Raw genomic sequence first — 20,382 nt, forward strand, 5'->3', positions numbered from 1 at the left:
TCTATTTAGTGCCTGCCCCCCTGATACATTAATGCTATAACGTATTGTGGGGGGCAGGAATCAGCTATTAACTATCAAGAGAATTTCTATTTGTTACAATCGTTAGATTTTTTATAACACCAGTTTTGATGCATTCAGTTCATAAAATTTTTCCAATTCCTCAACATATGGCATTCCCGTTTGAGCTCCCATTTTCGTGACTGATATGGTTGCAGCCATGGGTGCAAATAAAACAGCGTCCTTTAGATTCTTATTTTTGCTAAGTTCCACTGCAAGAGCCCCATTAAAGGTATCCCCTGCACCAGTTGTATCAACAACCTCCACTTTCACCCCATTCAATGTAATTCTTTGGTTATGAAATTGAAATTCAACCCCATCTTCCCCATTTGTCACGATACTTTTTGCTATAATTTGAGCTTTTTCTTCTCCCGAGGCTTCATCTAATAGTTGACTATACTCATGCTTATTTGGTGTGAGGTATGTGACTCCATCTATGAGTTTTTTTGGTAGCTTTTGATCCGGAGCAGGATTTAAAATGACAGGAACTTGATACTTATTTGCAATTTCTGTTATTTTTATGACCGAATCTAATGGGATTTCTAATTGCAACAATAATAAATTACTATTTATTATTGTTTCTTCATGTGCTATAACCCATTCAGGTGTTACTTCACTATTTGCTCCTGGTACTACGATAATTCGATTGTCCTGTCCAGAAATAATGATAGAAGCAGTACCCGTTTCTTTAATAGTGGCAATTTTAACAGATTCCTCATTCACACCCTCTTGCTGAAGTACTTCTTTAAGTTTCGTTCTGTTAACTCTAATAAATAGATATTTAAAACATTACAATTTAGTTCAAATGATACTAAAAAATATGTTTAGCAATGCATCGTGCACAAAGGGTCAGCCCCCATCACTTTACCGCGATAGGGAGCTGACCCTTTCATTCATTATCTCTGATACTTCGATAACTTGGAAGTTACGGATCCGGTCTGTCTTTGAGGTGTTTTCGCTTTTAAGTTGGATGCCCATGATATTTTTGAATCATATTTCTGGGTATGTTCCTTGTTAACTAGGCTTTGTAAACGCTCTTTATTCTTCTCAAGTGATCCCTCAAGAGCCCTCATCCTGCGGGTAGGAAATGACAGTCCCGCTAAAATCGAGGTTATTGTGGGGTCTGATTCTGAGATATAGGTTCCTTCGAACAATTCAAGAGGTTCTCCCACCCTTTCAAAAACCAATGGGACGTTAACTAGCTTTGCCATTTTTTCTGGACCTTCATAAATTAAACCTGCTCGAATCACACCTATTGATTCAACAGGACAAAATATCGAGTTTCCCCAAGATTGTTCAATTTTACTAGCTACTTCTGTGGTCGTTTTAGCGTCTGTAAGCGTTGTTGAAGATATAATCGTGACGCCTCTTGTATTCAATATATTCATAAGATCCGTTTCATCGAAGTTTCCGTAAAAGGAACTTTTTTTCGTTACTTGCAGTACGTTCTTAATAGCCTCCATGACTTGATGATTAGAAGAAAGGTAGATTTCATGTTTACTGGATTGTGGGTTCAACTTGCGCATCTGATCATTGTCTACAAGGAACACAGATGAAAGCGAGTCAATCTTAGAGATTTCTTCAATACATTCAACCGCATTGATTCGATTACCGGCCAATACATTACGATCAGGCACAATCGCAATAGCACCTATGTTGACACCTGGGAGTTGGTCTAATAACAGATCTATTAATATCGGGCTCATACCTGATCCAGTACCACCGTCCGTAGAAAAGGCCACCAACAAAAGCTTTATGTTCTTAAAGGACCGCTGTACAAAGTCAATGATCTCTTTATAGTTTTCATTAACCGCTTTTAATCCTATTGATCGATCCTGCCCAGCACCATTATACCCTGGGACGAAATATTTCTTTTCCACCCTCGTGTTTACTAAGCCGTCTCGTTGGTTCGTATTGATAAGCGCTGTTTCAAAGCCCATACTTGATGCTATTTCCGCTATATTCCCGCCTGCTTGGCCTACGCCCAAGATTCCAATTGATTTCACCAAATCCCCTCCTCTTCTTTTTAAAATAATACTCATATTTTAATAAATTAGACTTTTTCATATTAAATTACATGAAAATAGTTAGATAAGAAAAACTGGGCAAAAACCTTTTTTGTTTAGCGAATATCCGATAATTTGTAGAGCTGTTGCTAAGAAAAGTCTATTTATTAGAGAAGGATTGTTTGTAAATTGATAAGTCCTACCAGCCTCAAGGCCTCCATTCATTTAATTAAACGTTTGATTAGTTTTTTCTGCCCTTGCGTACCATGCCCTCTAGCAATTTAAACAAACGTTTGATTAGTTTCTTCAGCCCTTGCGTACCATGGCATCCAGCGACTTAATCAAACGTTTGATTAGTTTTTTCTGCCCTTACGTATCATGGCCTCCGACTATTTAATCAAACGTTTGATTAGTTTTTTCTGTCCTTGGGTACCATGGCTTCCAGCGATTTAATCAAACGTTTGATTAGTTTTTTTAGCCATGAAAAAAGACCTTCCTATTAGAAAGGTCTTTTTGAGCATCGTAGAAAATTTTTGAATCATCTTCCTAACTAAAGGAGTTGTACGGTCCGGTAATTCGTGTAAAGGAAAAAATCCAGCATCAATCGACTCTTACCCCCGAAAAAACTTCCACTAACTTAAGTTGCCCAATTTCAACGCCTGTTTCATCAAGAACTTCCCTTCTCCCAGCATCCTCAACAGCCCCCCTAATTCTAACAAACCACCTGGAAGCCCCCAGACGCCTTCATGTCTTTTTTACAAAAGAATTTTTCCATCCTCATCAACTACACCCACAACAGCGCCAACTAAAATGAGCGTCCGGGTTCCAATTATTTCTCGTAACTCCTCAATATAGCCTATCATCAACCTCCATATATTTCTCCATTATAAATAATCTCTACATTCATTCGGGAAATGGACATCATTCCCCTCTGTTAATCGTTGAGAATTAGTATACTAAATCATCTATCACTAAGTAAAAATACAGTTCCCCACCAACGCTTTAATGCATCGGGGGACTGGCCCCAAAAGTTGGTAAATAAAAACATGAAACAATGCGACTGTACTTTACGTCTTAATTATGAAAACATTTTTAAATACGAAAGGAATACAGTTTTGAATTTAAAGCGAATAGGAAGTTTAGTGTTTATCATTTCTTTTGCTCTTATTATCATGCTTTTATTTATAGAAGAAAATCCCATATCCAATTCAAATACAAACCAGTCTATTTCTTATCCTACTGAACTCCATCCAATTGTAAAGGAACGCAGCGACCAATTAATCCAACAATCCGCAAGCAAAGGAATTAGAGTCGTGATTACGGATGACTTCCGAAGTGCGGAAGACCAGGATCGGCTATATGAGCAAGGCCGCACGACCGAAGGAACTATTGTAACATATGCAAAAGGAGGAGAGTCTTATCACAATTTTGGTCTTGCCGTTGATTTTGCGCTAAAGGATCCATTAGGCAATGTCATTTGGGATATGACCTATGACGGAAATAAGAATGGGAAAGCCGACTGGACTGAAGTTGTAGGAATGGCAAAATCTTTAGGGTTTGAATGGGGCGGTGATTGGGCTCAATTTAAAGATTATCCTCATTTACAGATGGATTTTGGATTGACTGTTGCCGACTTACAGAATGGGGAGAGACCTGCTGAATCATCCATGACCGTAGATACAAATCTGGGCAACCCATGATTCAACCTAATACAATCCCGCCAAACGAGGACAGCGAATACGATTTGTAGAGCTTCCATTCGAAAGATACAATAAACGCTCAGAGAGAAATATTGCTCTGAGCGTTTCGTTTGTTAAATGGATATAATCTAGAGTGTTAATTACACTGAATGCGGGCCTTTACCAGATAGCTCATTAATTTTACCAATCCAATCCTTAAAGCTTCCAAATTCATGTGGATCGAAGCCGAAGTACTCCTTAATGGTGCGGACAGATTCACTTTCTTGTTCATGAAATACTCCATCTGAATAAATCAATTGCAGGAGTTCTGTTAAGACGATGTTTTTAGAGCGTTCAGATTGAAATATCGTTAAAACATCCTCTATTGCCTGACCTTTTATTTGATAATCCTCAAGCCCAACTTCCTTTTTAAACTTTTTTAATACAGTATGTTCATATATAGATAATTTGCCATCAATGGTTGATATCAGCGTAGCAAGTTCAAGAAACGCCTTTTTCTCCTCAGGCTGCAGTTCTGCTAAGAACAAAATTCCACAACTCCCTTTAATCTTTGTACTATTTATACGAATGAAAACAAAATAAGTTCCAACTTGGCCAAAAAAGGTGCCTATCCCCCGGCCTATTAATGTGTTAAAGCGGCGGGGGACAGGCACCCTAAATTGGATGCTCCCATAATCCTAGTTTTCCCTTTGCTGGGATCCACTCTTCTAGTAGTTTCATCTCTTTCACTTCCCAGGCATATCCACCTACTCGAAAGTCCCCGAGAAAAAAGCCATTTCCTTCTACGATTCGTCCATCCTCCAGGACGGCCCATGTTTGGTTATTCTCCGTTACTTTTATGCAATTGACGAGTTCACATATAGCAATAATTTTTCCGGTTGGAAGATTCACAGTTGTGTATCCATGTTTACCAAGCAACTTCTGAATGGCAATATGTTTGCACACAGCCTTATCTATTTTTAAACTAGTGTGAATGGCCATTGGGCCACGATAATTTGTCTTCCATGACCTGGTTTCGTATTGGTTCTCTCTAAGTACAAAAAGACTTGCCCATGGTTGAATCATCGATAGAACCTTCATATTATTTGCCCCTTACAAATGAAAGTTTTTTTCTTTAGCGTATCCCTTTCAAAAGTTACTATGACTAGTTACTTTCAACTGAACGGTATCTGTAGATATTTGTACACTTAAAGCAGTGCTTATTTCAGACAGCTTTATAAATTTATTAGCAACTATTCTGTAAACAAGTTCTCTAACAAGCTTTCAAATGAATATAAATGGGTATATAGAGATAGAAAATTTTCACTTGAAAGGAGATATGCCGATGGATATGGATGTTTGTATTTCTTGTGGAAAGGAATTGTCTAAATTTGAGAGGAACAGATGTGAGTGTTGGGAATGCATGGACACGACTACTGAAGCCTATACAGAAGATGATTAAATATGACAAAAGGTGCCTGACCCCCAGCGTGGTAATGCGTTAACGCGGCGGGGGTCAGGCACCTTTTTTATTTTAGTGGTTGCCCTTCGAATGCTTTTACATCTAGTGGTGCAGTGAGGAATTTTTTTACCTTTGCCACAAATGTGGTGAACGGTTCACTTGCGTTATGGCTTGCTACGGCGTCTTTATCCTTCCACACTTCCACCATGGTAAAGATGTTTTCACTTTCTACATCCTTTTGAAGACGGTAGGAGATGTTTCCCGCTTCTGCTCTTGATGCAGCAATTAATGGTTGAATCTCGTCTAAGAATTGATCCTGCATTGTTGGATTAATATGAAATGTCGCATGAATAATAATCATCGTTAGGTCATCCTTTCATTTATCAATGATCTAGTCTCTTTCCTTACTTCCATTGTGCGACTTGATCTACTGGGAGACGAACGGATGGATACCCACTATCTGCTGCTTTTCCAATGGAGATAAGCATAACCGGAACGTAGCGCTCTTTATCTAAACCAAAAGCTTCAGCAATTTGGTCTTTTTCATAACCGCCAATTGGGTTAGTATCATATCCAAAAGCACGAGCTGCGAGCATTAATTGCATGGAAACAAGGCCGCCATCTACTAACACAACATCCTTCATATCTTCACGTGAAATGTTGTCAAAATAACTGGAGAAAGATGTCAGGATTCGATCTTTTACATCTTGTGGCATGAATCCCTTTTCTACTGCTGCCCCGTAAATGTCCTCTGCTTTTTCAAAATTGTTTAAATCACCAAATACAGCAATGACTGCCGATGAAGTTTCAACTTGGTTTTGATTGAATTTAGCAAGTGGTGCCAGTGTAGCTTTTGCCTCAGGACTTTCAATTACAAGGAAACGCCATGGCTGCATATTTACAGAAGATGGAGCCATTGTCGCTAACGTTAGGATTTCAGTCATTTCCTCACGGCTAATTTTTACGGATTTATCATAATTTTTAATAGACCGGCGACCTTTAAGAATTTGGTTAAAGTCATTTATGAGTTGTCTTGATGCTGTAGCTGTAGTCATAGGTGTATACTCCTCTTCTCTTCATGTGAATGTAATGTAATCTATTCTTATCTTGCCCAAGCTCTCTAACTTCCATGGGTTTAAAGTGTTTTATTGATTTTATTTTAGACAAAATAATCATTTAATGTCTAAAGTGTTAACAATGGATTACTTTACTCCTCTTTTTCATTTTTGTAAACTAAAAAAACTTGGCTTCGATGTAAAGAATTTCCCAATTGGTTTATGTTATAATTCTTGATGGAAAGAGAGTGTGGACTATGAGAAAAATATCAACTGAAGATCGATTACTGATGAGACAATCCCATATTAAGAAGATCCTAAAAGTGATTCGTACTCAGGGATTCTTATCTTTATCTATCCAAGAAATTGCTCAGTTGATGAACATGAGTCGAGCCTCTCTGTATAACTATTTCTCTTCAAAAGAAGACATCCTTATGGAGTTAAATGATTTTTGCATTTCCTATATTTATGAAGCAGGTCAAATGATTTCCAATACAGAGCTTTCCTATTCCCAACGTCTTCAAAAGGTATTTGAACATGCCGTTTTGTCAGCTGCCTATTCATCTGAGATTTTTTTGAAAGACCTTCAGATTAGTTGCATGTCACTTTATGAAAAAAAGAAGCAGTCGCGAAAAGAACAAATGGCCGCCATTTATACGTTTTATCAAAATGGAATGGAGGCAGGATTCTTTAATGAATTAAATCCTACCCTTCTTATGATGCAGGACGAAACCGTCTTAAATAAGCTAATCAATACCTCTTTTTTAATGGATGAGGAACTGACATTAGAACGTGCTCTATATGATTACTACTTGGCGAAATGCTTCCAAGTGCTACGACCCGAATTATTAACAAACATAAATCACAAAGAAATAAACTGCATGGTGAAAGACATTCTCCACAAACTTTCGCCAATATTATAAAAACGTGCCTGTCCCCCAACGCTTTAAAGCATTGGGGGACAGGCACGTTTTTTATTTATGTAATGGAAAGACGATTATAACGGTTGTTCCTTTGTTGAGTTCACTTTTATACTCGATGGAGCCGTTCATTTCGCGAATGAGTTTGTTGGTTACCATACTGCCAAGGCCTGTTCCTTTTGTTTTGGTTGTATAAAAAGGCAAGCCGATTTGCTTTAACTGTTCAGGTGACATTCCTCTGCCATTATCCTGGATCCTAATTTCCACCCTATTTTTAATATAGTCAGCTTGTAGCTCAATCGTAATCTTCCCTTGATTGTCAACGGACTCAATTCCATTTTTAATGACGTTCATAAGAGCCTGTTTTAAGTGAGGCTTGTCCCCATTGATATAGTAGGGCTGTTTATTTTCATAGTCGATGATCACGTTAGAATAGGACGCTAGCGGTCTCAATAATTGGACACAATCGTCTATAACTTCATGTAAGGGAATCACTGTTAACTGAAATGAATCAGGCTTTGCTACTTTCAAATAGCTTGTAATAATGTTGTTTGTCCGATCCAATTCCTCAAGGATTAATGGCGAGTATTTCTTCAATTGCTCATCCTTTGTATCTGTACTTAAAAATTGAATAAAACCTCTAACGGTTGCCAGTGGATTTCGAATTTCGTGTGCAATCGAAGCCGTAAGCTGACCAACCATTGTCAGCTTATCCATATACACCATTTCTTCAAACTGCTTATTAATTTTTATCAGACTTTCAATCACAAAGATTAGGGCTATGGTGGTTAAATAAAAGGCAAAAAAGTAAGTTAAATAAAAGTGTAATTCTAAAAAATGAACACTAAAATACAGAATGGTAATATAAACAACAAGATAGCACACAACGACAATCGAACCCGCCGCAAGTCTAGCCTTTGCTTTTAAAAAAATCCCCCTAAATACTAACGCACAGAAAAAAGCGACAACACATACTAGGATACCCGTGAAAAAAAACTTTCCACCAATGAAATAACGGATCAAACAGGTGCTAACTAAAATAATGCTACCAGGTAGCCAGCCAGCATATAAAGTAAGGATGATGATGGCAACCATCCTGAGATCAAAATGCGTCTCACCTAAGGTACGAATAGGATAAAACATACAGAAAAGTGCTCCTAAGGCACCCACCAACCCATAAATGACTTTTTGTTTTAGTGATAGAGGAGCTTTCGATTTAAACGGAAAAAACAAATTCATATTAAAAGTAAAAGATAATAATATCGTAATGTTAACAATCAGTGGTTTGATGAGAGTAATCAAGAAAAATCCTCCACATAAAAATAAGGTGTAATCATATATATCCTTGCCTTAGACACAGACAAACTTGCATCATTAAAGCGTCTATCCTTGAATCATAACATAAAAAAAGGGGACAGTCCCCCACTGCGTTAACGCAGTGGGGGACTGTCCCCAAAATCCTTATTACCAAACGAATAATCCAACAATCATTGCACTTAGTAAGGATACTCCTACACCGCTTACTAGTAGCTTCCACACATTCTTCCCAATGATATTTGATTTATCTTCACCCAGAATGGAGTTAAACGTACCATAAATCATACCGACTGTGCTAAAGTTAGCAAATGATGTTAGGAATGTGACCGCCACCGCAACCGTATGCGGAGCCAATCCACTTAGCTTACCCTTTAAGTCCATCATTGCAACAAACTCATTAGTAGCAAGCTTGATTCCCATTAATTGTGCCACATACATCGCATCATCTCCCCCTAAACCAAGCAAGAAGGCAAATGGACTAAAGATAACCGAGAATATTTTTTGAATGGTTAAGCCCTTCACAATAAATCCTAATATTCCATTTACACCAGCGGTTAAGGCCACGTAACCAATGACCATAGCCATAATAACAATAACCATTTTGATGCCGACAAGCATACTGTTAGAGATGGTTGAAAAGAAATCTTTACGCTCTTCCTTAGAAGGAACATACACGATGTCTTCCTCTTTACTCACTTCCACAGGATTCAGCATGTTTGCTATCAAAAGCGCATTGAAGCAATTCAACGGAATAGCCACAAATACATAGGTGGCTGGAACCATCGTTAAGTACGCCCCGATAATCGACCCACTGATACTGCTCATACTCATGATTCCAAATGTTAATAGGCGATGTTCTTTTAAAACAGTCATTTGTTGACGGATGACAGCCAGTGCCTCCGTATTTCCAAGAAACATCATTTGGATGGAGAAGAAACTCTCAAGCTTTGGCAAGCCGGATATTTTTGATATGACCCAGCCCACCTTATCAATAATCCAGGTTAAGATTCCGAAATAAGTTAGAATATCAAAGAACGTAATAATGAAAATAATCGGCATTAGCGCACTAAAAAAGAAATCTACATGTTCATTCGCCATGACAGATGGGAAAACAAAAGAAATTCCTTCATTAGCACAGGCAATTAACCAGGTAAAGAAAGAAGCTATTTTATTAATAATCCATGACCCAATTTTCGTCGATAACATAAACCAGGTAATCGCCAATTCAGCTACCAACAAGGTCAAAATGGACTTCCATTTTACGTTTCTTTTATTAGGTGAGCATAAATAAACAAGGCCCATAACAACTAGTACTCCAACTACATTCAACAAAAAATACACGCTACTCACTCCTTTTGTTTATCATTTCCCAAAACGATTATATCCAATGTAAAAAGTCCTTCCCTTTTCACACTCTCCGCCACCAGACAGAAAGCATGAAAAAGTAAGGACTGTTTATTTTACAGAATCCATTCATCTAAGCCAACCTGACATAAGACTACGTTTCTTCATACTTCCTTGTAGTCCGGCATTTTGCGGCTGCCAGGTAGAAACTATCAGACCAACGACACTGATATTATACAAGGATAACAATGTTATAAATATTTAAGGAATAGATATCATTCTAATTCAGGTTGTGTTTTGCTTCAATAGGTTTCATTAATGTTGTAATTATTATACTTATAACAATCTTAAGGCAACTTTAGATATTCCTGAAATGATAATAAAGAATCCCTAAAAGTATACAAGCCTCATTTTATTGTTCTAATAAACAAGCACTTAATGTAACGCATACTATAATGTTGAACAACCATTGACAGGAGGTGAATCTCTATGGGACAGGATCATGGTAAATGTCATTCTCACTGTAGTATTTTTGGTGTTTTTCTTGGATTTTTAACTGGTGCGATATGGTTGCTACTTGCAGTTTTAGGGGTCATTTCTGATTTCTTCGAATTACTTAAACTAGGATATCTTGGTCATATTTTAAATATCCTTATTGCGTTAATCGGCTTCCTTGCTTTTCTACTCTTTGGGTTATGCATATTCAAGAAAGCTGCACGCTATTGTAAGTAAAATAGAATTGGGCGAACAGTATCTTTCACTGCTCGCCCTTTATCCCCGAACCTTTTCATAATCTGGCTCTACATGGACGTGAACATCATAGACACCATGGTCTCTCATTAGAACTTTTTCTACACGGGTGGCAATGTCATGTGCGGCTCGAATATCTAATGTTGACTGAACGAGGATGACCATATCTATGACTTCATTATTGCCGTAGTTTCTCCCTTTCAATTCTTTAATGCCTTTCACGCCATCTAGTTTTGTAATGACCTCCTGGTAGAGTTGAATCTTCTGTTCATCGAATCCATCTGAAAGTTCATGAGAAGCTTGCAAAAAAATGCCCCAAGCTGTTTTACAAATCAAAACGCCGACAATAATTGCCGTTAATGTATCAAGCCAAGGCATATGTAATTGTGACCCTATGATCCCCACAGCAGTTCCTATACTTACCCATGCATCGGAAAGATTATCTTTGGCAGCGGCCATCACGGCTTTGCTATTAATTCTTATTGCTAATTTTTTATTATAAAAATAAACACCAGCCATGACGATCGCGGAAGCTACCCCTACATAAGCAGCAAGCATATCAGGAGACTCATTCCTCCCCAGGAACATTGAGGGAATGGCATCCGTCAGCACCTGGATACCAACCGCAATCATAATAAATGAAGCCACCATGGAGGCAATGGTTTCACTCTTCCAATGGCCATAGCCATGATCGTTATCAGGCGGTCGTTGCGATATTTTTAACCCGATAAGGACAGCAATCGATGCAATAATGTCTGTTGTATTGTTAAGTCCATCAGCTCTTAAGGCAGCTGAATCACTCATATATCCGATAACTAGTTTTACGGCTGATAAAATAAGATAGGCAACAATACTAACCATTGCGCCTCGTTCCCCTAATTTAAGGTCTTTATATTTCTGGTCATCCATTTTCCTGACCTCCCCACAAATTCCTTCCATATCATATCAACCATGTTATGGGTGGGTCTAGAGCAACCTTTTTGCGCGGACTTATATAAGTAGGCTTTAGATAAGAATGTTTCACGAGGGAAAAATATCTTTAGAGGGATTCATAAAAAAAAGACCACATTGTGGAGTGGTCCATTTACTCTATATTCTTAAATTGTCTACTATCTAGGTTGTGGATTACCACTCGTAAGATGCGCATCAAACATATCAATAATTTCAAGGAATCTATCAGCTTCACGGAAGACATGATCAGCTAAAAGCGGATGAATGATACTCTTAATTTTACATTGCTCAATTAGATCACGTGCCGTTTTCTTGAAATCACGAAGAGAAGAGACTGACACACGATTTTGATCCAGGAATTGATCTAAAAGAGGTACCGTTTGAGATTGTGGCTTCATAGATTCTAAGTCCCTTGCTTGATACAACAATTGATCAAAGTCATTGCTGAAATTTCTGGCTACATCAATTAGTTTCCGTTCTGATGGATCCAACAGATGACCAATAAATTTAGCGTGGTCTGCCATAATCCTTAAGAAGAAAACATTTTCTTTAATAATAGCATCCGGAAGAGCGTTTAATTTACCTTCATTTAATTCAAATAATCGTTTTCTAAAATAGTTAGCCTCCCTACTTGTATGGTCAACTAGCAGTGGAAAATTATTTGCCCCTGGCAATTTACATGTGAGAATCAGTTCTAGTACTTTTCGTTTAAAAACAAAAATATTGGTTGCAGCTTGTTGTACTTCTGAATTAAATCTTCTTATTTGTTCTGGATCAGTTTGATTAGTAAAGGCATGTGCTGTTTGTTCGATATGTTCAAACAACCGGTAAAATTGATTAGCCTCTTGAATTAATTGAGTATCCTCTGCTCTAAAACCTAAACGAAGAAATAAAGAATGCTCTTTCATGATTCTAGACCAAAATCGTATTTCATTTAACGATCGCTCAACAAACAATACAGATGTTACACCCGTGTCAGCATGTAATACGTTCTCATCCCCAATCAATGCGTATCCCCCCCAGAAAAAACTGCATTCGCTCTATTCTTATTAATAAATCCATATAAATATACCGATAACAAAAGTTCATTGTAGAAGTGTTAAGATGGAATTAAACAGCGTTCTATTTGCTATAATTAGAATGATAGAGGGCTTATATTATGAATTGAAAGGCATTTTATTATGAAAAAAAGATTACTAATTGTAGCGACTGGGGTTTCAATCATTTTCCTTTTATTATTTGGTACCTATAAGTTAATGAATTCGAGAAGTTTCCAGGTGTTTGGAGGACTTACGGATAAAGTGGAGACCAATCAGAAGGTAGTTGCTTTAACCTTTGACGACGGACCGTCTAAAAATGTCAATTCTATTCTACCCTTATTAGAACAGTACAAGGCAAAGGCTACATTTTTCCTCATTGGTCACGATATGGAACAGTATCCAGAGGAATCGGCAAAAATAGCTGCAGCGGGGCACCAGCTAGGAAATCACACATATTCGCATAATCGAATGGTGTTCAAAACACCGTCCTATATTAAGAAAGAAATAGAAAAAACGGATCAACGAATCCGTGAAGCAGGCTATAAGGGTGAAATTGATGTTCGCCCGCCTAATGGTAAAAAGCTGATTGGATTCCCTTATTACCTTAGCAAGCATCATAGAGACACCATCATGTGGAATCTTGAACCAGATAGCTATTTCTCCTCAGCAACTGATAAAATAAATTATGTGAAGAAAAATATAACCCCGGGCTCAATTATTTTGATGCATCCGATGTATAATCAAACTGGTGAAGAAATCATAGCAATTGAGGGAATATTAAAAGCACTTACAGAACAGGGGTATACCTTTGTAACTGTAAATGAGCTACAAGAAAAATAGATATTTTATTTAGGGTATTTCAAAAAAAACTTTGATTATCTTGAAACCTTAAAGTCGCTTCATACGTATGTTCATATAGGCACTAATGTTTATCTGATAATAAAAAAAATAATAATAGATGGGTGATTTATAGTGGGCTCTACAATTTTACTTATAGGAAGTTATGCTTTTGAAGCATATTATTGGCTTATTCTCATATCAATCTTTGGTTCCTGGTTTCCTCAATTTCAAACTTCAAAAATTGGTGGGTGGGTTTACAAGCTAGTTGAACCATATTTAGGCCTCTTCAGACGGTTTATCCCGCCTCTAGGACCGATTGATTTTTCACCGATCATCGCCTTATTTGTTTATCGCTATATCGGAGGCTTTGCGATGGAAGGACTACGCCTTTCCTTGGATACGATTGGAATATAATACTTTTGGCGAACAGTGCTTTCTGTTCGCTATTTCTTTGCGGTGATGCGTCTTTTAAAATTATTAAATTCGCATTACTTTGTAACCTAAAAATAACCAATTACGTCAAAAATAGTATACATCGTTTTAGGAGCGTGTTTGGTTATGTCATGGCATTATATAGTAATTGGAATAATTGGCTTCCTTGCAGTCATTACCTTAGAAGACAAAGCAAGAGAATTCCTATTAAGTAAAGGAAATAAAATACCCAAAGTAATTCAGTTCCTTCTTGCATTAGTTGGGGCCGGTGCTATTTCATTGGTCATCTTTTATATAAGACATATGAGCAATTAATGTCACAATACTGCTTTACGCCAATAAAAATAGACCTTCCATTATGGATGGTCTATTTATCCTTGTTTTATTGTCTTTAACCTTGTTTTACAATTATACATATTTCGATCCGCAATAATCAATAATTCCTTCATCTCACAAGCATCACTTGGATAAACGGCTGTTCCGATGGAAACAGAAATATCCATTCCCATTTCTTTAGATAATTGAAACAAACCCGCTTCAATCTTTTTCGAAATGCCTCTCGTTCTTTTCGAGTCTGAATACGGCGATACAATAAGGAACTCATCTCCGCCCCATCTAGCGACAATATCTTGCTCAGTGGTGCTGTTTAAAAGAACTTTGGTAATCCTCGTGAGAATCAAATCCCCGATTTTATGACCATGCTGATCGTTTATTTGTTTAAAGTTATTGCAGTCAATTACAGAAATCGTTAAGTTTCCTATCTTTTTATCCATTTTGGCTAAAAGCTTTGGGGCACTTTGTGAGATAAAACGCCGGTTATATAGCCCCGTCAAAGCATCTTTTTGCGAAAGAAATTTCGCTTTATCATATTGAAATCCTAACCACCAAAAAAACGGGGAAAGCAAGGGAATAAAGACTAAGTCCCATTTATATTGACCATTCTCTATCATAAACACATAGGAACCTTCATAGTCTATTAAAAAATAAAAAGAATGCCAGCCTAAAACTAGAGTGATATAAATGATAACAATACTAATTCTCCCCGAATATCTCATCTAGCACCCCCTTTTTCATATGCTAATTTTACTATAAAACAGGAAATTTGTTACACATTTTGTTAAATTCAAGAAAAAATAATTCTACCTAAACCGACAAAAGTGGACAGGGAACCCTGCCGAGTAGATTTTACACATAAGAAAATCTTATACTAAAACATAAATAAATGTAAATTTTATTAATCGAACCTACAGGTTATGATTAAGACGAAATAGGAATTAAAGAAAAGAAGGTTATCACATGAGAGACAGTAAGTACTGGAATATAATGATTTCTTCCACTTTATCTTCACTTGGCAGCTCTATGTATTTTATCGCCGTTGCCTGGATTTTATATAAGATGACTTCCAATGCGACCTATACAGGGTTGATGGTCGGCATGGGGTTCCTGCCTGGAGTGGTGCTCAATTTAGTCTTTGGAGTAATAGTAGACAAACAAAATCGTAAGAAATTGACGGTCATATCACTTGGTATTGTCACCATTGCCATGATCATGCTTCTACTAGCCATGACTGGTAATATCCTTAAACCATGGATGATTATCCTTGTGCACATGATTGTTCAGACCTTTTCATCCCTATTTAGAACGGCACAACAAGCCTTTATCACTGAACTTTATAAGAAAGAGGACATCCCTCGTATCTTCAGTGAAACGGGTTCGGCTGTTTCTGTCGGTGGTTTAATTGGTACCTCATTATGCGGCGGTATGTTAACTATTTTTCCAGCCAGTATTGTGATGTTATTTGTTTGTCTTACCTTTGCCATTGGCACCGTGTGTATGTTGCTAATTAAATATGTTCCTAGAGTAAATAATTCAAATAGTAGTTTTAAAGCAGGGTTGATTGACTTAAAGGACAGTTTTGTCTATGTTCATAAAAATCGGCTTATGTATTCCTTATTATTAATTATGTTTGTTGGTCAGCTTGTTGTTCATACTTGTGCAGGTATGTTATCCGTGTACACAAGCTCGTACTTACACGGCACAAGTACTCTATATGGAATTTTAGAGTGCGCGACTTCTATTGGAGCCATTATTGCCGGTATAACAGCAACCTCCATTTTATATAAAAGCAAAAACTATGTTACTGGTCTTTCTTTCGGGATCACTTCCATTGGTTTGTTATTGATGATGTTTACTCGAAATAATTTCTCTGCTTTTATCGCAATCCTCTTGATTGGATTGGGTACCACATGGGTCCGAGTATTGATGCAATCCGTTCAACAGGTGTATACCGAACCTGGCTATTACGGGCGGATGGCAGCCATGAGACAAACCATTAATCAAGGGGCCGTTACCATCGGGGCTCCGCTTCTAGGATGGATTGCTGAACATCATGGGGTTAACAATGCTTACGGTTCTCTATTAATTCCGGTGTTGGCCTTAATGGGATTCTCCCTGTTTTTTGCTACCCAACAAACGTTTAAGAATGTCATTGGGTCGATGATTCCGCAAAATCAAGGGGACAGTCCCCCGCTGCGTTAAAGCAGTGAGGGACTGTCCCCAATGATTAAGGAATGATAATCTCCAGCTTTCCTTCTTTACTGGTCACTTCGACCTCCTTGTCCACAAACAAATATGGCGTATCAAATCTATCTTGCTTTTTGATATCCGCATAGCTATTATTAGCAGTCAACACTGGGAAAACAGCGTTAGTCTTTTTGAATAGATTTTGAGCAACCTCAATCTCCGCCATCAAAATAATTTCTTTATTGGAGATTGCAAAGAAAAGCTTTCCTATCTCTCTATCATTTTCATCCGTAATGGAAATCTGCTGTAAAATTGAAATCAGGCAGGTAACAAAATGATTGATTTTCTCATTGGCTAACCCCTCTAGCTGACAATCTGCCAAAACTTTATTCAATCCCGCTTTGATTTCCTTGAAGGAAAATACATCTTCGATTCTAAGCGCAGCTTTCGTCCTACCAAGACTTTCAAACTTTTTCCTTGTCTCATAAAGGTATTCCTTCATAACCCCATTATACTTGCCACGGTTCAAAACAAATTCAGTGACCTCATTAATCCAGCGTATTTCCTTACCTTGATTTTTGATTAAAAGTAAAAATCCATAGATATCCCTCTCATCAAAGGTACCTTCCGTCAGTTTTCTATAGTAGTAATTCAGTAATGATTGCTCTTTTATATCCATTTCGATTTCTCCTAGATGTCATGATACTACCTATTGTACAACAGTTTGAATAACAAACAATGAATTTCATACGATAAAAGATTTGTATCTCAAAATTCGTTTGGGCATCCAATAATTGGGGTATCGAGAGCAGTAGGTAGATAACATTTACATAGGAGGGAAATGTATGGAAAATAAGAAGATGGCGCAATTACAGCAATCAATGATCGACAACGAGCAAAAGGCTGGTTTAACTACTAACCAAGGATTGAAAATGACGGAAGATGAGTTTTCTTTAAAAGCTGGACTACGGGGTCCTACTCTTATGGAGGATTTTCACTTTCGCGAAAAAATGACGCACTTTGACCACGAACGGATTCCTGAACGTATTGTTCATGCACGCGGCACAGGAGCTCATGGCGTCTTTCAGCTCTATGAATCCTTACAAGAGTACACAAAAGCGAATTTTCTTACTGACACCTCGAAAACAACACCGGTATTTGTACGAATCTCGACCGTACAGGGCTCGAGAGGATCAAGTGATACCGTTCGCGATGTTCGTGGATTTGCGACCAAATTTTATACAGATGAAGGAAACTTTGATTTAGTTGGAAACAACATGCCTGTATTCTTTATCCAGGATGCGATTAAATTCCCTGACTTTGTCCATGCTCTTAAACCTGAACCACATACTGAAATCCCACAAGGAGCCAGCGCTCACGATACCTTTTGGGATTTTATCGGGCAAAATCCTGAATCTGCCCATATGGTCATGTGGGCAATGAGTGATCGAGCTATTCCTCGAAGCTTGCGTATGATGGAGGGATTCGGTGTCCATACCTTCCGTCTTGTCAACGCACAGGGGAAAGCACATTTTGTCAAATTCCACTGGAAACCTGTCCTTGGTATGCATTCTCTTGTCTGGGATGAAGCACAGAGAATTGCCGGTAAAAACCCTGACTTCCATCGTCAAGATTTATATGAAGCCATCGCAAAAGGCGATTATCCTGAATGGGAACTGGGTATCCAGTTAATTTCCGAAGAGGATGAATTTAAATTTGATTTTGACGTCTTAGACCCCACTAAATTATGGCCTGAAGAAGTGGTCCCTGTAAAAATCGTCGGTAAAATGACTTTGAATCGCAATGTCGACAACTTCTTTGCCGAAACCGAACAAGTGGCTTTTCACCCTGGCCATTTGGTACCTGGGATTGATTTTTCAAATGACCCGCTTTTACAAGGTCGATTATTTTCCTATACAGATACCCAGCTTTCTCGATTAGGCGGTCCTAACTTCCATCAGATTCCGATCAACAAACCGGTGTGTCCTTTCCATAACAACCAGCGTGATGGCATACACCAAATGGCCATTCACCGTGGTCAAACAAGCTATCATCGAAACGGTTTAAATGCCAATCAACCAGAGCCAGTGCCTGTCGAGCAAGGAGGATTTGAGCATTATCAAGAAAAAGTGGATGGACGTAAAATCAGAGGTCGGAGTGAAAGTTTCTTAGACTTTTACTCGCAAGCGAAATTATTTTATAACAGTCAGGCTCCCTATGAACAGCAGCATATAAAAGACGCTCTTAGCTTTGAACTTGGCAAATGTTATTCCGATCTGGTTAAAAATAATGCGGTTGCGCTTCTTAATCATATTGATCGAAACATGGCCCAAGAAGTGGCTGAAAATATAGGGGCGGTCTTGCCAGAAGAGAATCTCGAAGTCCAATCTGATAAGAAATCACCTGCACTAAGCATGGCCAATACGATCAAAAAAACAGATACCAAAAGTGTAGCTATTCTAGTAACTGGCGCCCCTGACATCGACCAATTAACAGAATGGATTAAAACATTTGCACAGCATAACCTGAATTATAGTATCGTTGCTAATAAGGTCCAACCATTAAATGCTGTTCTTAAAGTAACGGATACCTTTGATACAGTCGACTCAAGCCTTTTTGATGCCGCATTATTAGTTAGCAGTGAATCCAACCTTCCTACACCTGCTTTGGAGTTCATTGAAACAACCTACAAACACTTTAAACCATTGGCGATTTCTGTCAGTGAACCTAATGCATTAGAGTACAGCCGCATTCAATTAGATGAAGCAGGTGTCTTTGATTTAACAAAAACAGATATCCAACCATTTATCGAAGGCATTGCCCAGGCTCGTTTTTGGGAACGTAAGCTTTAATCCTATAATAGATTTAGCCCTAACCTTTTTGCTGGTTGGGGCTTTTCCTATTCATTTGAATAGGACTCCATCTTAAAGATAAAGCTAAAAGTAATTTATGTCTGTTAAAATGAGGTCATTATGATAACCGTTTCACTCTTTTTTTCTTTCACCTTAATTGGTATTATTTCGTTTTTTACAATAAAAAAAGCTAATCATACCTTAACGCTTATTTTTCTATTGATGGTGATCGAGTTCTTCTTCACCAGTTTTATCTCTGTTATTGTAGACAATGCCAAGCTATGGACTGTCACAAAGAGTACCAGATATTTTATTATGTTTCGTGTCACTGAAGTAGTGGTTTTTCCATTACTGCTTCTTTGGTATATTGAATCGGTAAAAAGAGGCAGCACCTTCTCAAAGAAGCTTATTATAACTGTGCTTTGGGTAGGTGTTTTAGTAGGAGTAGAGACGATTTTAAGCCATGTCCATATTTTCACCTATGAAAAGTGGAAGGTATGGGGTTCCATTATCGTATGGTTCACCTTTCTATCTTTCCTCCAAATCCTGCAAGGTCTTTTTAGCCGGATCCTTTTTAAAGAGGGGATTAGCAAATGACAATTTTACCATTACCGGAAAAATTCGATGCAAATGAATGGTTTATTCTCTTTCATATCCTGGCTTTAGTGATCTTATTATATAAATTGCCAAAGAGATTTCCAACCTCTATTACTATCTTATTACTAATGTTCACGGTAACAGTAGCAAGGGTTGTTGATCATGTGATCGCAGGTCCACATGTTGATTTATACGACATCATGGACTCGGGGGACTTTGAGCTTTTTGATTTGTTGTGCTATGTGCCTTATGCCCCGTTTGGATATGTCTTTATCTATCTCTATGACAAATTCCAATTGAAAGGGGTTATCCTTCTTTTATTTATAGTCATACTTTCGATTGGAAGTATTGGATTTGAATGGCTCACAGGTTCAAGCTTCATTGGATATTTAAAATATAGCAGCTGGAAACCCATTTATTCCTTACCTATTTATTTAATAGTCCAGCCATGCACGATATTATTTTTCCACTTAATCAAATCAATCCATGAAAAATCACTTACATCAGTAGAGTAAACAGGAGGTTGTACTTGTGAATCTAGATGATATTATCATTGC

The 20,382-nt window shown here is 37.8% G+C and carries 22 protein-coding genes, 1 pseudogene and 1 riboswitch; of the genes and pseudogenes, 10 read left to right on the plus strand and 13 right to left on the minus strand.

Translation table 11 applies throughout. The features are described from left to right. Positions 1-111 precede the first annotated feature (111 nt). The 3 genes and pseudogenes from AC3A54_RS23820 to AC3A54_RS23830 all read right to left on the minus strand — a co-directional run. Positions 112-828: a PfkB family carbohydrate kinase gene (locus AC3A54_RS23820; RefSeq protein WP_487656511.1), complete on the minus strand. Its 717-nt coding sequence runs from the start codon at positions 826-828 to the stop codon at positions 112-114. Between the two features lie 125 nt (positions 829-953). Further along, positions 954-2,063: an FtsZ/tubulin family protein gene (locus AC3A54_RS23825; protein ID WP_487656477.1), complete on the minus strand. Its 1,110-nt coding sequence runs from the start codon at positions 2,061-2,063 to the stop codon at positions 954-956. A 615-nt stretch (positions 2,064-2,678) separates the two neighbouring features. Then, positions 2,679-2,923, minus strand: a pseudogene (locus tag AC3A54_RS23830) (NUDIX domain-containing protein); the annotation flags it as partial. Positions 2,924-3,235: 312 nt separating this feature from the next. Between AC3A54_RS23830 and AC3A54_RS23835 the strand changes: the two are divergent. Then, positions 3,236-3,763 carry a M15 family metallopeptidase gene (locus tag AC3A54_RS23835; protein WP_487656512.1) on the plus strand — a complete coding sequence of 176 codons (528 nt, stop codon included), beginning with the start codon at positions 3,236-3,238 and terminating at the stop codon, positions 3,761-3,763. Positions 3,764-3,903: 140 nt separating this feature from the next. Here AC3A54_RS23835 and AC3A54_RS23840 read toward each other — a convergent pair whose 3' ends face one another. The 4 genes from AC3A54_RS23840 to AC3A54_RS23855 form a co-directional block, all read right to left on the minus strand. Beyond that, positions 3,904-4,290, minus strand: a complete 387-nt coding sequence (locus AC3A54_RS23840; protein ID WP_487656478.1) for a TerB family tellurite resistance protein — start codon at positions 4,288-4,290, stop codon at positions 3,904-3,906. A gap of 127 nt (positions 4,291-4,417) precedes the next feature. After that, the gene (locus AC3A54_RS23845) at positions 4,418-4,843 is read right to left on the minus strand and encodes an ASCH domain-containing protein (protein ID WP_487656479.1); all 426 of its coding nucleotides are present in this window, start codon (positions 4,841-4,843) and stop codon (positions 4,418-4,420) included. 428 nt (positions 4,844-5,271) lie between these two features. Next, on the minus strand, positions 5,272-5,565 hold the full coding sequence (locus AC3A54_RS23850) for a putative quinol monooxygenase (RefSeq protein WP_487656480.1): 294 nt from the start codon (positions 5,563-5,565) through the stop codon (positions 5,272-5,274). Between the two features lie 43 nt (positions 5,566-5,608). Then, positions 5,609-6,259 (minus strand): nitroreductase family protein, encoded by a 651-nt coding sequence (locus AC3A54_RS23855; RefSeq protein WP_487656481.1) that lies wholly within the window; start codon positions 6,257-6,259, stop codon positions 5,609-5,611. A 257-nt stretch (positions 6,260-6,516) separates the two neighbouring features. Between AC3A54_RS23855 and AC3A54_RS23860 the strand changes: the two genes are divergently transcribed. Continuing rightward, positions 6,517-7,182, plus strand: coding sequence for a TetR/AcrR family transcriptional regulator (locus tag AC3A54_RS23860; protein ID WP_487656482.1), 666 nt, complete (start codon positions 6,517-6,519; stop codon positions 7,180-7,182). A gap of 51 nt (positions 7,183-7,233) precedes the next feature. On the opposite strand, the gene AC3A54_RS23865 is transcribed toward AC3A54_RS23860, so the two are convergent. Together AC3A54_RS23865 and AC3A54_RS23870 are read right to left on the minus strand one after the other, a co-directional pair. Further along, complete coding sequence (locus tag AC3A54_RS23865) at positions 7,234-8,481, minus strand: ATP-binding protein (RefSeq protein ID WP_487656483.1); 1,248 nt, start codon at positions 8,479-8,481, stop codon at positions 7,234-7,236. Between the two features lie 162 nt (positions 8,482-8,643). Continuing rightward, a complete protein-coding gene (locus tag AC3A54_RS23870; protein ID WP_335532060.1) occupies positions 8,644-9,837 on the minus strand; it encodes a nucleoside transporter C-terminal domain-containing protein in 1,194 nt (397 codons plus the stop codon). A 160-nt stretch (positions 9,838-9,997) separates the two neighbouring features. Further along, positions 9,998-10,100, minus strand: a riboswitch (purine riboswitch). A gap of 229 nt (positions 10,101-10,329) precedes the next feature. On the opposite strand from AC3A54_RS23870, the gene AC3A54_RS23875 reads away from it, so the two are divergent. After that, positions 10,330-10,572, plus strand: a complete 243-nt coding sequence (locus tag AC3A54_RS23875; protein WP_335547339.1) for an ABC transporter — start codon at positions 10,330-10,332, stop codon at positions 10,570-10,572. Between the two features lie 39 nt (positions 10,573-10,611). Here AC3A54_RS23875 and AC3A54_RS23880 read toward each other — a convergent pair whose 3' ends face one another. Together AC3A54_RS23880 and AC3A54_RS23885 are read right to left on the minus strand one after the other, a co-directional pair. Further along, entirely contained in the window at positions 10,612-11,499 is an 888-nt protein-coding gene (locus AC3A54_RS23880; RefSeq protein WP_487656484.1) for a cation diffusion facilitator family transporter, read from the minus strand. A gap of 200 nt (positions 11,500-11,699) precedes the next feature. Next, positions 11,700-12,548 carry a DUF2935 domain-containing protein gene (locus AC3A54_RS23885; RefSeq protein ID WP_308081252.1) on the minus strand — a complete coding sequence of 283 codons (849 nt, stop codon included), beginning with the start codon at positions 12,546-12,548 and terminating at the stop codon, positions 11,700-11,702. Positions 12,549-12,722: 174 nt separating this feature from the next. Here AC3A54_RS23885 and AC3A54_RS23890 point away from each other — a divergent pair, with 174 nt between their 5' ends. From AC3A54_RS23890 to AC3A54_RS23900, 3 genes are all read left to right on the plus strand, one after another. Beyond that, positions 12,723-13,421 carry a polysaccharide deacetylase family protein gene (locus AC3A54_RS23890; protein ID WP_487656485.1) on the plus strand — a complete coding sequence of 233 codons (699 nt, stop codon included), beginning with the start codon at positions 12,723-12,725 and terminating at the stop codon, positions 13,419-13,421. 132 nt (positions 13,422-13,553) lie between these two features. After that, the gene (locus AC3A54_RS23895; protein WP_308081254.1) at positions 13,554-13,835 is read left to right on the plus strand and encodes a YggT family protein; all 282 of its coding nucleotides are present in this window, start codon (positions 13,554-13,556) and stop codon (positions 13,833-13,835) included. Between the two features lie 144 nt (positions 13,836-13,979). Beyond that, positions 13,980-14,168 (plus strand): hypothetical protein, encoded by a 189-nt coding sequence (locus AC3A54_RS23900; RefSeq protein WP_487656486.1) that lies wholly within the window; start codon positions 13,980-13,982, stop codon positions 14,166-14,168. A 56-nt stretch (positions 14,169-14,224) separates the two neighbouring features. Here the strand turns inward: AC3A54_RS23900 and AC3A54_RS23905 are convergent, their stop codons facing one another. Further along, positions 14,225-14,908, minus strand: coding sequence for a GGDEF domain-containing protein (locus AC3A54_RS23905; RefSeq protein WP_487656487.1), 684 nt, complete (start codon positions 14,906-14,908; stop codon positions 14,225-14,227). Positions 14,909-15,149: 241 nt separating this feature from the next. Between AC3A54_RS23905 and AC3A54_RS23910 the strand changes: the two genes are divergently transcribed. Next, entirely contained in the window at positions 15,150-16,391 is a 1,242-nt protein-coding gene (locus tag AC3A54_RS23910; protein WP_487656488.1) for an MFS transporter, read from the plus strand. Between the two features lie 25 nt (positions 16,392-16,416). Here the strand turns inward: AC3A54_RS23910 and AC3A54_RS23915 are convergent, their stop codons facing one another. Then, positions 16,417-17,055, minus strand: coding sequence for a hypothetical protein (locus AC3A54_RS23915; RefSeq protein WP_487656489.1), 639 nt, complete (start codon positions 17,053-17,055; stop codon positions 16,417-16,419). 166 nt (positions 17,056-17,221) lie between these two features. Here AC3A54_RS23915 and AC3A54_RS23920 point away from each other — a divergent pair, with 166 nt between their 5' ends. The 3 genes from AC3A54_RS23920 (at position 17,222) to AC3A54_RS23930 (ending at position 20,340) form a co-directional block, all read left to right on the plus strand. Next, positions 17,222-19,228, plus strand: coding sequence for a catalase (locus AC3A54_RS23920; protein WP_487656490.1), 2,007 nt, complete (start codon positions 17,222-17,224; stop codon positions 19,226-19,228). 120 nt (positions 19,229-19,348) lie between these two features. Beyond that, a complete protein-coding gene (locus AC3A54_RS23925; protein WP_335547355.1) occupies positions 19,349-19,825 on the plus strand; it encodes a hypothetical protein in 477 nt (158 codons plus the stop codon). Then, positions 19,822-20,340, plus strand: a complete 519-nt coding sequence (locus AC3A54_RS23930; RefSeq protein WP_487656491.1) for a hypothetical protein — start codon at positions 19,822-19,824, stop codon at positions 20,338-20,340. The genes AC3A54_RS23925 and AC3A54_RS23930 overlap by 4 nt, the downstream gene beginning before the upstream one ends. The last annotated feature ends 42 nt before the right edge of the window (positions 20,341-20,382 follow it).

The sequence above is a fragment of the Neobacillus sp. Soil_C_43 genome (assembly GCF_057656715.1).

Bases quoted from the DNA above. Each gene is read 5' to 3' on its own strand.
- AC3A54_RS23835 (WP_487656512.1), top strand. From the start codon at position 3,236: ATGCTTTTATTTATAGAAGAAAATCCCATATCCAATTCAAATACAAAC.
- AC3A54_RS23845 (WP_487656479.1), bottom strand. From the start codon at position 4,843: ATGAAGGTTCTATCGATGATTCAACCATGGGCAAGTCTTTTTGTACTT.
- AC3A54_RS23850 (WP_487656480.1), bottom strand. From the start codon at position 5,565: ATGATTATTATTCATGCGACATTTCATATTAATCCAACAATGCAGGAT.
- AC3A54_RS23855 (WP_487656481.1), bottom strand. From the start codon at position 6,259: ATGACTACAGCTACAGCATCAAGACAACTCATAAATGACTTTAACCAA.
- AC3A54_RS23860 (WP_487656482.1), top strand. From the start codon at position 6,517: ATGAGAAAAATATCAACTGAAGATCGATTACTGATGAGACAATCCCAT.
- AC3A54_RS23875 (WP_335547339.1), top strand. From the start codon at position 10,330: ATGGGACAGGATCATGGTAAATGTCATTCTCACTGTAGTATTTTTGGT.
- AC3A54_RS23880 (WP_487656484.1), bottom strand. From the start codon at position 11,499: ATGGATGACCAGAAATATAAAGACCTTAAATTAGGGGAACGAGGCGCA.
- AC3A54_RS23890 (WP_487656485.1), top strand. From the start codon at position 12,723: ATGAAAAAAAGATTACTAATTGTAGCGACTGGGGTTTCAATCATTTTC.
- AC3A54_RS23900 (WP_487656486.1), top strand. From the start codon at position 13,980: ATGTCATGGCATTATATAGTAATTGGAATAATTGGCTTCCTTGCAGTC.
- AC3A54_RS23905 (WP_487656487.1), bottom strand. From the start codon at position 14,908: ATGAGATATTCGGGGAGAATTAGTATTGTTATCATTTATATCACTCTA.
- AC3A54_RS23910 (WP_487656488.1), top strand. From the start codon at position 15,150: ATGAGAGACAGTAAGTACTGGAATATAATGATTTCTTCCACTTTATCT.
- AC3A54_RS23915 (WP_487656489.1), bottom strand. From the start codon at position 17,055: ATGGATATAAAAGAGCAATCATTACTGAATTACTACTATAGAAAACTG.
- AC3A54_RS23920 (WP_487656490.1), top strand. From the start codon at position 17,222: ATGGAAAATAAGAAGATGGCGCAATTACAGCAATCAATGATCGACAAC.
- AC3A54_RS23925 (WP_335547355.1), top strand. From the start codon at position 19,349: ATGATAACCGTTTCACTCTTTTTTTCTTTCACCTTAATTGGTATTATT.
- AC3A54_RS23930 (WP_487656491.1), top strand. From the start codon at position 19,822: ATGACAATTTTACCATTACCGGAAAAATTCGATGCAAATGAATGGTTT.